This is a genomic window from Ramlibacter tataouinensis, assembly GCF_001580455.1.
In the GTDB taxonomy this organism is placed as follows: domain Bacteria; phylum Pseudomonadota; class Gammaproteobacteria; order Burkholderiales; family Burkholderiaceae_C; genus Ramlibacter; species Ramlibacter tataouinensis_B.
Genome location: NZ_CP010951.1, coordinates 3421177 through 3436285 on the forward strand (window position 1 = coordinate 3421177; position 15109 = coordinate 3436285).

Consider the following 15109-nt stretch of genomic DNA (forward strand, 5'->3'; position numbering starts at 1 on the left):
GCTCAGATCGAGAACGCGAAACTCTAGGCGACACTTCGGACGCGAGTCCTGGGAGGCGGGGCTTACGAGGCTTGAGCAAGATCCCGAGCACAACACCCGAAGAATCAAAATGGCGATTCAGCCTGTCGGCTATCGCGTTCGGATAGGGGACGGCCTGAATCGCCAAGCGAGGCGAACTTACGAACGCGCGCAGTTGGCGGGTACCCTAGAGCCCCGCATTCCGCTTGAAAAGGCCCTTCGAACCAGCCAGTGATTCGTTCCTTTCGCGCAAAGCAGGGAACGGTCCGGATCGACTTTCAAAATTCGATTGCTCGCAGGCTCGCAGGCTCGCAGGCTCGCAGGCTTGCAGGTACGCAGTAAATGAAACAGGCCGGATGCCTTTATTCAGTGCTGGCATACGCTAGGGGCGACGTGCCGTATCCCCAGTCCCGATACCGCCCCTGCGTCGACTTTACGTCGCCGCAGTGACGCTCTCGGCCTGATGCAAGCGTCAAAACAACAAGCTCTCGACCTCGACTGATACAACAACCTTGTTGCTGGTCGCTGCAATGACGTAGAAGAATCCAGGTGCATTTAGGGGATTAGTCACCACAGTGGAGGCTTCGATCGCCCATGGAAAAGCCTCGATGTCCGGGAGATGGTGCACATCGCCAGCGGTCGGTGAAACTCCGCTTTGGTTTGCTGCATGGAAGGCTGCCTTGGTCATCCACGCGAGGTTGACCGTGACCGGGTCCGGGGTGACCTTGTCAAAGCCAACGGTTATCTGCATCGGTTGGCCTAGACGCACGGAATTGGGTATCACATTGACAAAAGCGGCCGTGGGCACAGATTCTTTGTCAGAAGACCCTGAGATTGGCGTTGTAGCGGGATCCGAGATGACATGTTCCCAGGTGTCCCCCGTCGCCAACTGGTCGCCGGCAGCCCCCGGCGCCGCCTTCGCACCGCCGAACAGCACTATCGAGCGCCGCTTCGCATCGAAAGACATCGCGTGACCCCACCGTGCACCTGGCCCCATGTCCTGACGTTGGGTCCAGAATTGTCCGTCAAAACTCCAGGTACCACTCAAGAGGTCGTCAGACCCAACCAGACCACCGTATGACACAAGATTAACGTCGGTGCCGACCATAGCGCCAGCGGCACTTGATGGCACCCCAAAGTGGGCAATCTGCGCCCACCCCGCAGCGGTGAGTGCCCAGGTATCCCCCAAGGATCTGCCGCTGCCATCAACGCCTCCGAACAACACCACGCGCCGGTTGATCATGTCATAAGCCATGACTGGGTAGCGGCGCGCCGAGGGTCCGGTGTCTTCGATCTGAGTCCATTTGTCCTCCCGCATGAAGTCCCATTGCCAGGTGTCACCCAATGGGCCATCTGCGTTCTCGCCGCCAAAAAGGATCACGCGAGCCCCATGTTGTTCGAAGACCATCCCGTGCCCCGCACGTGCGGACGGGCCGGTGTCCTCGAGCTGCGTCCAATCGTCACCGGAAAGGATTCTCCAGGTGTCCCCGAAGTACGCGTCCCTGCCGCGCCCTCCAAAAAGGAAACTGGTTCCGCAACCGCACATCGCGTGGCTGTGGCGACTGCTCGGTCCTGTGTCGCCGATCTGAGTCCATGCATCACCCTCACGCATCCAGGTGTCCCCCAGCAAACCGTTGTGACCGCTGTCGCCTCCAAACAGGATCGTTCGATTGTTCGATGACTCAAAGCACATGGCGTGCCGCAGACGCGCGGTCGGTCCAACATCATCCATCTGGGTCCACAAGAATCGCGACATGACACCCTCCGAGGTGCGTTGGCCAGTGCGTTGAGATTTTTTGAAGAAGCCACAGAGATCTGCAAAAATCCTCTGCGCGACGATGAGCAAGAGATAGCAAATGGACCTCTATCAGGTCAAGCTCATCAAAGCTTCGCCATCTCGCCTCACCCAAAGGCTGACATTGAAGGACGCACCGCGGTTCCAGGCTGAACTACAGCGCTCGGCCGACCACCCGCACGACACAAGTGCACGTTGCTGCTGGGCCGCGCGTTTCGGATTGTTAGCACAACAGACAGAATTCATGAGTCGAAGAACGACAACGTTGGTCTTGGCGCTCGTTCTGGCATGCCGTCAACCCCTACTGCTTACCTGGGCAGTGTGAGAACTTGAGCATGCTCGCCCGCTAGGGCAAGATGCTGGTTAGCCAAGCGTCCTGCCGGGGCCTTGAGAGTTCACTCCAAGACCTGCAAAGACGGAAAAGCCAGCACTGAGCTGACGACCGCGCCGACTTCGCCAACGTTCCAGCAGTCGAAGAGTCTGGTTACTCGTCGCTGAGGGTCCATCCGAGCCGGGCGAAGGGCGGTCGCTTCCGCCCTGCGGGCAGAAGCATCGGTCGAGGCAACCATCCAATCGCCGAAGATCCAGTGCAGGGTGACCTCGGAGTCGTGGTGTACGAGAACCATGGTTCCATCGCCGACACAACGGGTTGCTCTCCAACGCCACGGTGCTGGCTCGAGACCGTGGTGCTCCAGCGTGATCAATCACGGTGGCGCGTGGCGTTCCTTCATTCCACGCGCACGGACTACGCGCAGAGTGCGACCTAAACGACCATGCCGCCGTAGGCAACACAACAGTCCATTGATTGCGACACTGACTTCTCTGAACCCCTTGACGACATCTCGGCCAGGCTTCGCGGCGACAGGGACCAATGCGCTTCAAGCAGGGTGCGGCTTAGCTTCTCTCCCCTGACCGGGTACCCGGCGGGAACGCCACAAGCAGCACCGAGCCGATGCTGAGCTGTGGCCAGCTGCTGAGGGACAGCGGATCCGAAACGCTCTCCTGAGATGATCTTACGGCCGCTTTCGACCCCTTGCCGTCGCTCGCGCTCTTACAGGTCAGAGTGGCTCAATGACCGCATTGGCGCCAAGACCGGAGACAGGGCTTCTATCGGCGAGCGACCGCAAACGCTGCGAAGCGGACGTTGTAGCCGGAGCTACGAGCGGCAACAAGGGGATCGAATCCTGCCGTTTTGGCGAGTGAAGCCCTGTCAAGAGAGCAGTTCGCCCTGCCGCTCCTGGAGCGGCTTCATGTGCACTGCAGTTCTCGCACCACGCCGGCCATGTGCATCCGCAAGTCGCTCCCGCGCAGGATGCACATCAGGTGGAGGGCCACGCGCCCGATTCGGTAGTTCGCCATCGTCGTTCTCCCGTTGTCGATCACCCGATCCCCATCCAGGAGTGACCGGTTCGCCACTGAGTTGCCGCTCGCGGGGATTCGGTCTGCGGCCAGTGTGTCGGTCGGCCCCGGCCATGCTGGCCACGCAAACGAAAGTGGGCTTCTTGCCGCTCCGTGTCCTAAGTTCGCGGCCGAGCTGGCAACCAGCATGGCCAGCGAAGCAAGGAAGAGTCGCAACACAGTATGGGCATCCATCGTTAACTCCATCGATGGTGCAGCAGCCGTCTCACTGATGATCAGGGACGACTCGAGATGGCAGGTCATGGCGATCTCCTGTGAGCGCGGGGCCGCGTGCTCTGCAAGGAAGCGATCGGGGTGTGCGTCTCCGACCAGGGATTCACGCCGGACGCTTTGAACGCCTCACAGTCGGCGCGCACTTCTTCGCGCGAATTGGTGGACACAAGAGAATCGACTTCGTTGCCGAAAGCGACTTGGGCTACCGCAGCGGCAAGGCACAGCACGGAAACGAAAAGGAACCAAGTCAATGCACGCATGACAATATCTCCGTTGCTTGCGTGGACACGCTCGTCCACAAACCGAAATCTAGGCAGGGCGATGCGCGGTTGATGTGCGTTTACGCACCGAATCGAGTGATTTCCGTGCGGGAGGCCTGGCGTCATGTCGAACACATTCATCAAGCGTCTGTCGAGAGCATCGACGGGCCGTTCTCGTTTTGGGCCTGCGACCTGCTGGCCACTCCGCTCGCTACATTGAGGGTGACGACGCTCTCGAGATTTCAGTGCATTGCCGGGCGCTTCTGGGATTTTTGCCGCCAGGCGTACAAAATTCAGAGCCGAAGTCGGTTTGACTGCTTCCGGGATTCAGCGGCGTTTGCGCGCTGAATTCAGCTGTCGCGCTGGAGGTTCTTGCTGCGAACTGGCGAGCGAATTAGAGTGGTTGCCTCGGAGGTAAGCACGATGCCTCAACCAGCTCAACCTTCCAGCCTCGGACTGCGACGCATCGACCTGCTGCATGGCCTGTCCAGCGCCAGGCTAGACGCCATCAGCCGCAGCTGCGTTTGGCGCACGTGCATCGCCGGGCAGCGCCTGGTCGCGCGCGAAGACGCCGATCGCGAGGTGTACTTCATCGTCTCCGGCAGCGTGCGCGTGACGACGTATTCGCCCAATGGGCGCGAGACGAGCTTGGAAGATCTCACGCAAGGCATGTGCTTCGGCGAACTTGCCGCATTGGATGGCCGCAAGCGCTCGGCCGACGTCGTGGCGCTCACGCCGGGACTTGTCGCATCGATGCCGCCTGCGGCGTTCCGCGATCTTCTGCGCGAGGAGTGGATCGTCAATGAGCGCGTGCTCCTGCGCCTGGCCGATCTCGCGCGCGGACTGGTCGAGCGCGTGCTGGAAGTCAGCACGCTCACCGTGCAGCAACGTCTGTGCATGGAACTGCTGCGCCTTGCGCGAGCGGGCAGCAGTGCCGCCGGCCCTGCGCGCATCGAACCGATTCCAAGGCACACGGCGCTTGCGCACCGCGTGAGCACCTACCGCGAGCAGGTCACACGCGAGCTGTCCTCGCTCACCCGCGCCGGCGTGCTTTCGCGGGACGGCGCGGCGCTGGTGGTGTGCGACATCGCGCGGCTGCAGCACATGGCGGAAGGCACTGGCGGATCAGAGCCATCTGTGAAAAGTGGTGCGTAAACGCACTGCGCCTTGAGCGCCCGTTCTCCACGATGCGGTTACCGGTCGCGGCAGCACGCTGCGGCCGGCCCACCGATCCTTTTATGGAGAACGCTCATGAACCGCAAACTCGCTTTCGCCCTGGTCAGCGCCTGCATGGCCGCCGGGCCGGCTTTCGCCGATGACATCACCGTGGATCCGAACCCCTTCGTCTCCACGCTCACCCGTGCCCAGGTCACGGAGGAACTGATGCAGTTCCGCCACAGCGGCGTCAACCCCTGGGCCGACGATTACAACCTGATGGCCTCCGGCGGCACGACCACTCGTGCCGAGGTGCAAGCCGCCTATCGCGCCTCGCGCGACGAGGTCGCTGCCTTCACCGGTGAGGACAGCGGCTCGGCGTACATGAGCCGCATGGCGGCCGCGAGCGCGCATCCTCCAATGAGAACGCTTGCGAAGAGCGAGTGACGTGATGGTGCCGGGCGCTTTCCGTTAGCCCGACACGCTGTCTGCGGGCCACTCCGGGTGGCCCGCATCGCTGAACCTCGGACAAGCCAAGATCGGAACTCTTCAATAAGGAGAAGCGAGTTGGCGGCCCATGCTGCCGCACGATTGAGCCATGGCTTCAGCACAGCCGATGCCCCTACACGCAAAACGGCCATTCTTGTTTCATCTCCGGTGCCCGCTGAGCTCCGACTCCCCCTATGCTGAAGAGCCTTTACCCTAAGCATCAAAGCGGGGGCGCTTTAGAGCCCTCCTTCATCCTAGGGATTGGGCAGCCCTCGTCGAGGGACGAACTACTGTTATGAGACGTCGGTCATAGCTTGGCTGGCAGTTCCGGCCACAGTGGACCACAGGCACAGGTTCGAATGGGAGGTCCCAATCGATGTCGAGTATCGATTCGTGTACCGGCCGCCGGCGGTGGGTTGCCGGAGGATGACAACAACTCATGGGACGGGCCACCGACGATTCGGGACCAATCAGCTTGGCTGTGCTCGCGCAGGCCGACAGCCTCGTGCTGTCACTCACGGATTCGAGGCAGCTTGCGAGGCTGGCCTGGGTTGCCGGGGCCGGGGCCACACTCGAATCGCTTCGGCGTGACCTCCAGGCCTGCGTCGAACATGCCGCGGCGGACCCTTTGGCCCTGGGCCGGCATGACGTCGCCGCGGCATGGTGCGGCCTCGGCCGCAGCCTCTGGAGCGGCTTGCTGCCCGGCACCATCGCCAGCGCGCTGCGCGCCGCGGCGCCGCGTCACCTGTCGCTGCAACTGGACCGGTCCCTGGCCTGGGTGCCCTGGGAACTGGCCTTCGATGGCGAGAGCTTCCTCGGAGAGACCTGGTGCCTGGCACGGCAGGTCGTGGCGGACACCAGCCCGCCGCCGCCCGGGCATACCGTCGCCAGGCAAGGCCCGCTCAAGGTGCTCGTGCTGGCCGGCGACGCAGTGCACGCTGAGCGCGGCGCGCCGACGCGGGAGCTGATCGCGCGCCTGCGCGCGATGGAAGGCGCGGCGATCAGCGCAGCCTCCACGCTGGACGTGCGCCGCGACGAACTGACTGGCCTCGTGCTCTCGAGCGACGTGGTGCACTACGTCGGGCCGGTGCACGGCAGCGCCGGAGTGCACGCTGCGCCTGCGTGGCGCGACGGCGAGCCGTTCGACGTCGCGGTCCTCGCCGAGTTCACCCCGGCGCCGCAGTTGCTGATCATGCAGGACACCGCGGACGAAGCCGGCCGTCAGGGGCTGCAGCGCGTGGCGATCCGCGCATGCCATGCCGGCGTGGCCGCGCTCGTCTTCTCGTCGACCGCCACGGGCCAGCACACGCTGGAATTCAGCGCCGCCACTTATGCCGGCCTGCTGCAGGGGTCCTCGCTCGCGGAGGCCGTGCGTGCGGCGCGTGTCGCGCTGCACCAGCAGCGCGGCATCGCGCCGGTGGCGATGCTGCGGTCCGAGCTATACGGCGATGGCACGGCCATCGTCTTCACGCCGGATCGTCACCGTCGCGCCGAGGACAACCTGCGCCAAGTGACGGTCATGTCGATCGACCTCGTCGAATCGACGCGCCTGCTGGGCACGCTGGGCGCCGAACGCTACAGCGAGCTGCTCGCCCAATACCACCGCCAAAGCATATCGATCCTGCGCGCGCATGGCGGCATGCCCGACGCGCCACAGGGCGACGACGGCTACATGTGCTACTTCGGGGTGCCGGTCGCCCGCGAGGACGCGGCCCCTCAGGCGCTGCAGGCCGGGTTCGAGCTGATCGACGCGATGCAGGCGCTCGGCCTACGCGTGCGCGTCGGCGTGTGCACCGGCGAGGTCGTGGTGCGCGACGGCCAACCCGTTGGTGCGGCGATCCACTTCGCGGCGCGCCTGCAGTCGATCGCCGCGCCGGGCACGATGGTCGTCGGCGACGCGACCCGCCGGATCGTGCGCGACCGCTTTCGCTTCGAGCCGCTGGAACGCATGCACCCCCTGAAGGGCTTCGACCACCCCGAACCCTTGTTTCGCGCATTGGGCCCGGCGGCGGCCTCTATCAAGACGGACGCCGACGCGGCCAAGCTCGCGCCACGCATGGCGCCCTTCGTCGGGCGACAGGCCGAACTCGCGGCGCTCGACGACCACTGGGCTGCGGTGCGATCCGGAACGCTGCGGCTCGTGCGCATCGTCGGCGAGGCCGGCATCGGCAAGTCGCGGCTGGTGCGCGAGCTCAAGCGCACGCTGGCGGAGCAGGGCCACGAAGTGTTCGAGTGCCGCTGTGCACCGGAGCACGCTAACAGCTCGTTTCAGCCGCTGATCAACTCGCTGCGCGCACAGCTCCACATTGGCGCGACCGATCCAGATGCCGCCAACCTTGCGCGCCTGCGCCGGCTCGTTTCCGGTGTGGACCTCATCGACGAGGGTGCGTTTGCGCTGCTCGCCGACCTGCTGGGCCTCGCCACGCCGACACGCCACCCGGCGTTGGACCTGTCGGCCGAGCGGCGGCGCCAGATGACGGTGGACCTGCTTGTCGCGCTGGGGAAGCGTCGTGCGCGCGACACCGCCGCCTGCATCGTGCTGGAAGACGCGCACTGGGTGGACCCGTCCACGGCCGAAGTGCTCAACCGCCTGGCCCACGCGGCGCGAGCACAGCCCTTGCTCATCGTGGTCACGGCCCGCTCCGATGCCGACAGCGTCTGGCACCCGCGGGCGCCGGTCCACGAGATGGTGTTGCGCGGCCTGTCTCCGCACATGTCGCGGTCGCTCGTGCATGGCGTCTGCGGCGATCAGCGACTGTCCAGCGAGATGGTCCACCTGATCGCGGCCCGGGCCGACGGCGTGCCGTTGTTCATCGAGGAGTCCGCCCGCATGGCGGTGGAACGCGGCGCCGCTGCCTACGCCGGCGCATCCACGGTGCCGCCTGTGCCGGCGACCATCCTCGACCTGCTCACCGCGCGGCTGGACGGCCTGGGCAACGCCAAGCACGTGGCCCAGGTGGGCGGGACCATCGGGAGGGAGTTCCCGCGCGCCCTCCTGCAAGCCGTGCTGCAGCACCCGGACTCGCCCGTGGCAACCGGCGAACTGGAGCCGCTGCTGGCGACGCTGCAGCGCTCGGGCATGCTGCTGGGCCGCGACGAAGGCGACGACACCCGCTACACCTTCAAGCATGCGCTGATGCGCGATGCGGCGTACCGGTCGCTGCTGGCGCGCGACCGCTCGCGCCTGCATCAGGTCATCGCCGGGGTCATCGGCGAGCAGTTCCGCGAGCTGGGCGAGCGCCAGCCGGAGCTGCTGGCGTTCCACTACACCGAAGCCGGGCTCGACGCCGAGGCGCTGCGCTGCTGGGAGATCGCGGCCCGCCAGGCGGCATCGCGATCGGCGCAGGTCGAGGCCATCGCCCACGTCAACAGTGCGCTCGCCGTGCTGCTGCACATGCCGCCCGGCGAGGCGCGCGACCGGCAGGAGCTGAGGCTGCAGTTGCTGCTTGCCGCACGCCTGATCGCCACGCACGGCTACGGCGCCGAGCGCGTGGAGCGCGCCTATACGCGCGCGATGGAGCTGGCAAATTCCCTGGGCGACGAAGCGGCGATGATGCGCGTGCTGCGCGGCCTGGAGGGCTACCACTTCATGCGCGCCGACTTCGCCAAGGCCAAGGCCTACGTGCTGGACGCGGCATCGCGCGTTGACACGGGCAACGCGATCCATCGCATCCAGACCCAATGGGCGCTGGCCAACGTGGTGATGCACCAGGGCGAGATGGAAGCCGCGGTGAAGCAGATGGACGACTGCCTTGCGCAGTACGAGCGGCTGGAGCACCGGCCCGATTCGGTGCAGGACCCGGGCGTGATGTGCCTGTGCTATTCGGGCTGGTCGATGTGGCAGCTGGGCTTCCCCGACCAGGCCTTGCAGCGGGTCACGCGCGTGGTGCAGATGGCCGAGCGTCTGAAGCACAGCTTCAGCCTCGGCGAGGCCTACGGCTTTCGAGCCGCAGTGCAGAACTTCCGCGGCGAGTTTCGCGATGCGCTGGAGAGCGCCGAGCGGGCGGTGGCCATCTGCGAGGACGGCGGCTTCGTGGTCTGGCTGGCGCATGCACGCGTGATGCGCGGGCGTGCCATGGCCGGCCTGGGCGACGCCGCTGCCGGCGTCGAGGAGATGCGGCAGGGCTACGAACTGTGGGCGGCCACCGGCGCGGTGGTCACGACGCCGTTCTACCTGACCATGCGCGCCGAAGGGCTGGCGCTGTGCGGGCGTCGCGACGAGGCGATGGCGCTGCTGCAGCAGGCGCGAGGGATCGTCGAGCGCACCGGCGAGCGCTACTACGAGGCCGAGATCCTCCGCCAGATCGGCGTGCTCACATTGCAGGGCACCCAGCCCTCGTCGACGGAGTACGCCGCCGAGGCGGAGCGCTGGATGCTGCAGGCGCTGCAGTGCGCGCAGTCGCGCCGCATGCTGTCGCTGCGCCTGCGCGCGGCGATGGACCTGGCCGACTTCTGGGTGGCCCAGGGGCGCCCGCTCCAGGCGGCCGAGGTACTGCGCCCGGCCTATGAATCGATCACCGAAGGTCGCGCGACACGCGATCTTGTCGACGCGCGACGACGGCTCGAGCAGCTGGGCATCGTCGATCCGCGCTGAGCACATCAGGAAGAAGACCATGAGCAAGCTCGCAGAATTTCGCAATGCCGCGTCGCACCCGCTCGAGCAGAACCGGCTGCTGTTCGAATCGCTGCGCGACGACACGCGGCGTGCCCACTTCTACGGCGAGCTGCGCCGGGACGGATGTCCGGTGCTGAAGTTCAAGAGCGTGATGAGCAACGGCGGCTGCGGACGGTCCTGGCCCAGCGAGGACGTGTATTTCGTGTCGCGTGCCGACCAGGTGTCCAAGGCGCTGAAGCTCGGCAGAGTCGAGCCCTATGCCGCGCTGGACAGCGGCGGGCGCTTCATGCTTGCGCTCGACGATCAGCCGGAGCAGAAGGATCAGCACATGCGGGCGATGCTGGCCCTGCAGTACAGCCCCAGTCAGATCGAGAAGACCGGCAGGGAAGCGGTGCGCCTGGCCTGCATCCGACCGCTTAAGCAACGCAGGTTCGACGTCGTCGACATCGCCCAGCAGGCGGCGCTGCATTTCGTGCAGCTGCTGTTCGGCCTCGACAGCAAGGCGCACGTGGCCCTGGAGCTGGCCATGCAGGCGACATACACAAAGCTCAGCTTCCAGATCGTCGGCCGCCATTTCGTCTCGGATTCGGGCCTGCCGCCGGATTCGCCCCAAAGCCTGCGCATCCGCGAGGAACTCGTGAACTACGTGCGCCTGGCTGCCCAGCCCCGGGCCACGCGGCGCGTCGGCGAGCCGAGGCGGACCGTGATCGAGCGGCTGCACGCGCCGGGGGGAAAGAGCCGCGACGAGCTGGTGTTCGTCGCCCTCGGGCTGATGGCCGGCACCATCGGCAACATGACCGCCTCAGTGGCGATCGCGATCGACCACTTCTTCAGGCGACGGCGAGGCAGGCAGTGGCTGATAGACATCGCCATCGAGGCGGCGCAGCGCAAGGACATGAGGAAGCTCGAGGGCATGGTTGACCGCGCCCTGAGCTGGAACCCGCCGGCGCCGTTCCTCGCGCGCGTGGCACGCGACGCGAACCTGCGCGCGGCCCTCAACGTCCCCGACGGCGCGCAACTGCTGCTCGCGCTGGGCGTCGATGCAGGCCGGGCGCTGCGCTTCGGCGGCAACTGGAACGACTGCGCATACCCGCACCGTTGCGTCGGCCAGCACCTCGCATGGCCGCTCTTGGTGGAAACGATCCGGCAGGTGCTGGTGCTGCCCGGGTTGAGCCGGGTGCTCGACCCGGCCACCGCCCAACTTCACCCGCTGGAAAAGCGCTGGGGCGCGATGTGCACCAAGTTCCCGCTGCAGTACCAGCGCGACCGCCGGCTCAACCAGCAACCGCTGTACATCGTGCTGCCGATCAAGGAACCGGTGGCCGAGAACGCCCGCGCGCTGCGCCTCCTCACCGCAGCCGGGGCGCACATCGTCGAGGATGCGCTGGCCAAGTCGGACCATGTGCACTTCGCCTGGTTCGAGTTGACCGAGGACAACCGGCACCTGGTCATGTGCACGGTGTACGACGGCGATTTCGATGCCTATGTCGAGCACTTTGCGCTGGACGTGCCGCTGTTCGACAAGCAGTTCGACTTCCTCGACATCCCGTTGCCGCGGCCGATCAAAGACCACCCGAAGCAGTTCGTCGAGGCGATCCGCCGCTGTCACCGCGCGCCGCTCGGCGACTACTTCTTCAGCGCCTACCCGCTCGACACCGTGGCCGACATCTACAACGCCGGAGGAAAGAGGCCATGAGCGCCGTCACATGGAGCCAGGCCCGGGCCGGCGAGGTTCAGCGCCTCGCGCTGACCGGCTACGACAGCGACTGCGCACGTCACTTCGTGCTCACGGTCATCAACGATGCCCAGGCAAGGCGGTACCTGGCCGGGCTGCTGCACCGTGGCGTGCTCACCTTCGGCGGACGCCGCACGCGCGAATCGGCGTCGGTCAACATCGGCTTCACCTACCGCGGGCTGGGCAAGCTCGGCGTGCCCGCGCAGCATCTGCGCGTTCTCAAGGAAAAGTCACCCGCGTTCGCGGAAGGCGCCAGGCTGCGCGCGCCGCGGCTCGGTGATGCCGGCGACAGCGCGGTAGAGCGCTGGGACGCGCCGTTCGCCAGCGACGACGCCGACGTGTGGATCGCGGTCCATGCCGACAACCCGGCGGAGCTGGATCGCAAGGTGGCCGAGCTCCGCACCCGTGCCGGCGCGGACCTCGCTTTTGCGGGCTGGGGCGCCAAAGGACTCAGCGCGTGCCACCTCACCCATCAGCCGGACCCGGAAAACCCCCGCAAGAAGATTCGCTACGTGCACTTCGGCCTGCGCGACAACATTGCGCGGCCGGTCATCGACGCCCACGCAGGCGAACGGCACAAGGCCGGCGAACTGCTGCTGGGCTACCCCAACGACAGCGGCTTCAATTTCTGGAGCGACCAGGACACGCCGGAAGAGACGGCAGCGTTCCTTCGCAATGCGAGCTTCGGCGTGCTGCGCAAGGTCGCACAGCACGAAGAGCGCCTGGACGACTACCTGCACAAGCAGGTGACGGCGCTACAGGGCAAATATGGTTACGTCAATGCCGATTTCCTGAAGGCCAAGATGTCCGGTCGCTGGCCCGACGGTGCGGTCGTGCAGCCCGGAGAGACGGCGCCACCCCATCCGATGCAGGTCAACCCGGTCTTCGACCCCCAGGCCGACAAGCACGGGTTCGGCTGCCCGTTCGGCGCCCACATCCGGCGCACCAACCCGCGCACCGACCCCGTCCAACCGAAGCGCGCACGCACTATCTTCCGGCGCGGCATGCCGTACGGACCCAAATACGACCCACAGGACAGCCCACAGACACGCGACGCCGATCGCGGCCTGATGGGTGTCTTCTTCTGCGCCAGCATCGAGGACCAGTTCGAGCTGGTGGTCTCCGAATGGATGGAGAAGAACCCGATGGGCCCACGCACCGGCGGGCGCGCCAAGGATCCGCTGGTCGGGCGCCACGATGAGCCGGGCGCGCGGTTTCACATCCCGCTGAAGAATGGTCCGGCCATCAACCTCGACGGCTTCACGCCGTTCGTCAGCACGCGCGGCATGCTGTATGCGCTGTTTCCAGGCCGCCAGGCGCTGGCCGCGATGACGAGCTTGGACACGCCGGAAGACGAAGCGGTGCCGACGCGCGACCCCCACGCAGTCAATGCCGGCGGGGCCCCCGCCGACCGCTATTGCGACATCGTGATGGAGGGGGGTGTCACGAGCGGCATCATCTATGCGACGGCCGTGGCCACGCTGTCCAAGCGATACCGCTTCAAGAACATCGGAGGCAGTTCCATCGGGGCTTTCGCGGCCGCATTGACCGCTGCCGCCGAATACCAGCGTCGCAAGGGATCCGATGCAGGCTTCGACGCCTTGAAGATGCTCCCCGACAAGCTTGCGGACGACGACGACGACAAGGACAAGGACAAGGACAAGGACAAGGACAAGGACAAGGGTCGCACGCTGCTTCAGAGATTGTTCGTGCCGCAGAAAGGGACGCGGCGCCTGTTCCAGATCTTTCTCGCGACACTCGAGCGAAAGTCGGGGAAGACGCTCGTGTTGGCCGGCGTCATGGCAGCGGTGCGCCAGTACGTTTGGCTCGCGGCCCTCGTCTTCCTCGTGCTGCTGGCGGTTGTTCTCGCAGGGCCGCTGCTGTCCGCCCTGTGGGCCAATGAACGCGATCTGCGGACGCCGGGCGTCCTACTGCTGCTGCCGTGGTTCGCCGCGGCGGTGCTGACGCTGGGCGTGTCGGTGGTCGTCGCCGTCCTCGCGGGCATCGTGTGGGACTTCGCGCGCCACGTCGTGCCCAACGGCTTCGGCCTCTGCCGTGGCTGGCCTGACGATGCGTCGGCGCAATCGCTGGATCTCGCCGGCTTCCTGCATGCGTCGATCCAGGGCGCGGCTGGCCGCGAGATCGACGACATGCCACTGACCTTCCGCGACTTGTGGAACGCGCCGGGCGCGCCGTCCGGCTCGCTGCAGGACCCGCGTGGCGGCGGGGGGCGCTCGATCAACCTCGAGGTCTATTCCAGCAACCTGGCTCACGGACGGCCCTACCGGTTCCCGCTGGACGAACCCAAGCAGCCCGGCCAGGATGAGGACATGGGCCGGCTGTTCTTCTGCCCCGAGGAACTCGAGCGCTACTTCCCGTCGGGCTTGGTCCGCTACCTGGAGATGAAGTCGCGGCCGTACGCGCCAGTCAGCGAGGCCGACCCGCCCGCGGGTGCGCACAGCGAAGGCCTGCGCGAACTGCCGGCGGCCGACCTGCCTATCGTGGTCGCGGCGCGGCTCGCGATGAGCTTCCCCTTGCTGATCTCGGCCGTGCCCCTGTGGGCGATCGACCACGAGCCAAAGTGCCGGCAGGCTCGCAAACTCGCGCGCTGCTGGATGTCCGATGGTGGGCTGTGTTCCAACTTTCCGATCCACCTGTTCGACAACACGGTCCCGCGCTGGCCGACCTTCGGCATCTCGTTGAACCTGCGCAGCGAGGCAAGGCCGGAGCGGAAGGTGTGGCTGCCCGACCTCCACCATGAGGGCCGAGGCGACACCTGGGACCGCCGTGCCGTGAACGGGAAGACGGCGTTCAAGCGGCTGGGCGGCTTCCTGATCAGCTTGTGGGTGACCACTTGGCATTGGAATGACAGCACGATGATGCGCATGCCCGGCGTGCGCGACCGAGTCGTGCGCGTGTACCTGCTGCCGGAGGAAGGCGGTGTCAACATCTGCATGACCCGCAAAAAGATCCTGGCCCTCGCGGAGGACTACGGGGCGCCGGCCGCGCGGGCCTTCATCGAGAAGTTCGCCGACCCGGGCAGCCCCGGCTGGGCCGAGCATCGCTGGGTGCGCTTCAACTCGCTGCTGGTCGCCCTGCGCAAGCGCGTCGAGGGCTTGCAGCAGGCGGCCCAGCTGGACCACCACACGGTGCCGCTGGCCATTCAGATCAAGCGATCGACGGGGCACGCGCCATTGCGCGGTGCGTCCAAGCGCAAGCCCTGGCCTTCGACGGAGCCGCTCTGCGGTTGCCAGCAGCAGGAATTGCAGGACCTACTGACGGCCTTGTACCGGCTGGAGCGGGCTTTCGCGATGGCAGGCGACACCCAGCCCTTCATCGCGGCGCCACGCCCGAGCCTGCGGATGCGACATCCGACCTGATCTGGGTACCGCCGTCGCGAAGTGATCAAA

At 66.1% G+C, this 15109-nt stretch carries 8 protein-coding genes; 6 read left to right on the plus strand and 2 right to left on the minus strand.

Annotated features, from left to right (window positions below; all coding sequences use genetic code 11):
* Positions 1–490 precede the first annotated feature (490 nt).
* Positions 491–1864 carry a kelch repeat-containing protein gene (locus UC35_RS16015; RefSeq protein ID WP_158513917.1) on the minus strand — a complete coding sequence of 458 codons (1374 nt, stop codon included), beginning with the start codon at positions 1862–1864 and terminating at the stop codon, positions 491–493.
* A 1197-nt stretch (positions 1865–3061) separates the two neighbouring features.
* Entirely contained in the window at positions 3062–3475 is a 414-nt protein-coding gene (locus tag UC35_RS23700) for a hypothetical protein (RefSeq protein ID WP_145979501.1), read from the minus strand.
* Between the two features lie 53 nt (positions 3476–3528).
* Here UC35_RS23700 and UC35_RS24290 point away from each other — a divergent pair, with 53 nt between their 5' ends.
* From UC35_RS24290 to UC35_RS16045, 6 genes are all read left to right on the plus strand, one after another.
* Entirely contained in the window at positions 3529–4053 is a 525-nt protein-coding gene (locus tag UC35_RS24290) for a hypothetical protein (RefSeq protein ID WP_227820348.1), read from the plus strand.
* 24 nt (positions 4054–4077) lie between these two features.
* Complete coding sequence (locus UC35_RS16025) at positions 4078–4860, plus strand: Crp/Fnr family transcriptional regulator (protein ID WP_227820349.1); 783 nt, start codon at positions 4078–4080, stop codon at positions 4858–4860.
* Positions 4861–4956: 96 nt separating this feature from the next.
* Positions 4957–5307, plus strand: a complete 351-nt coding sequence (locus UC35_RS16030) for a DUF4148 domain-containing protein (RefSeq protein WP_061501419.1) — start codon at positions 4957–4959, stop codon at positions 5305–5307.
* Positions 5308–5788: 481 nt separating this feature from the next.
* The gene (locus UC35_RS16035; protein ID WP_082793304.1) at positions 5789–9943 is read left to right on the plus strand and encodes an ATP-binding protein; all 4155 of its coding nucleotides are present in this window, start codon (positions 5789–5791) and stop codon (positions 9941–9943) included.
* Between the two features lie 19 nt (positions 9944–9962).
* The gene (locus tag UC35_RS23990; protein ID WP_158513919.1) at positions 9963–11660 is read left to right on the plus strand and encodes a hypothetical protein; all 1698 of its coding nucleotides are present in this window, start codon (positions 9963–9965) and stop codon (positions 11658–11660) included.
* Positions 11657–15079 (plus strand): patatin-like phospholipase family protein, encoded by a 3423-nt coding sequence (locus UC35_RS16045; RefSeq protein ID WP_061501425.1) that lies wholly within the window; start codon positions 11657–11659, stop codon positions 15077–15079. The genes UC35_RS23990 and UC35_RS16045 overlap by 4 nt, the downstream gene beginning before the upstream one ends.
* Positions 15080–15109: the final 30 nt, after the last annotated feature.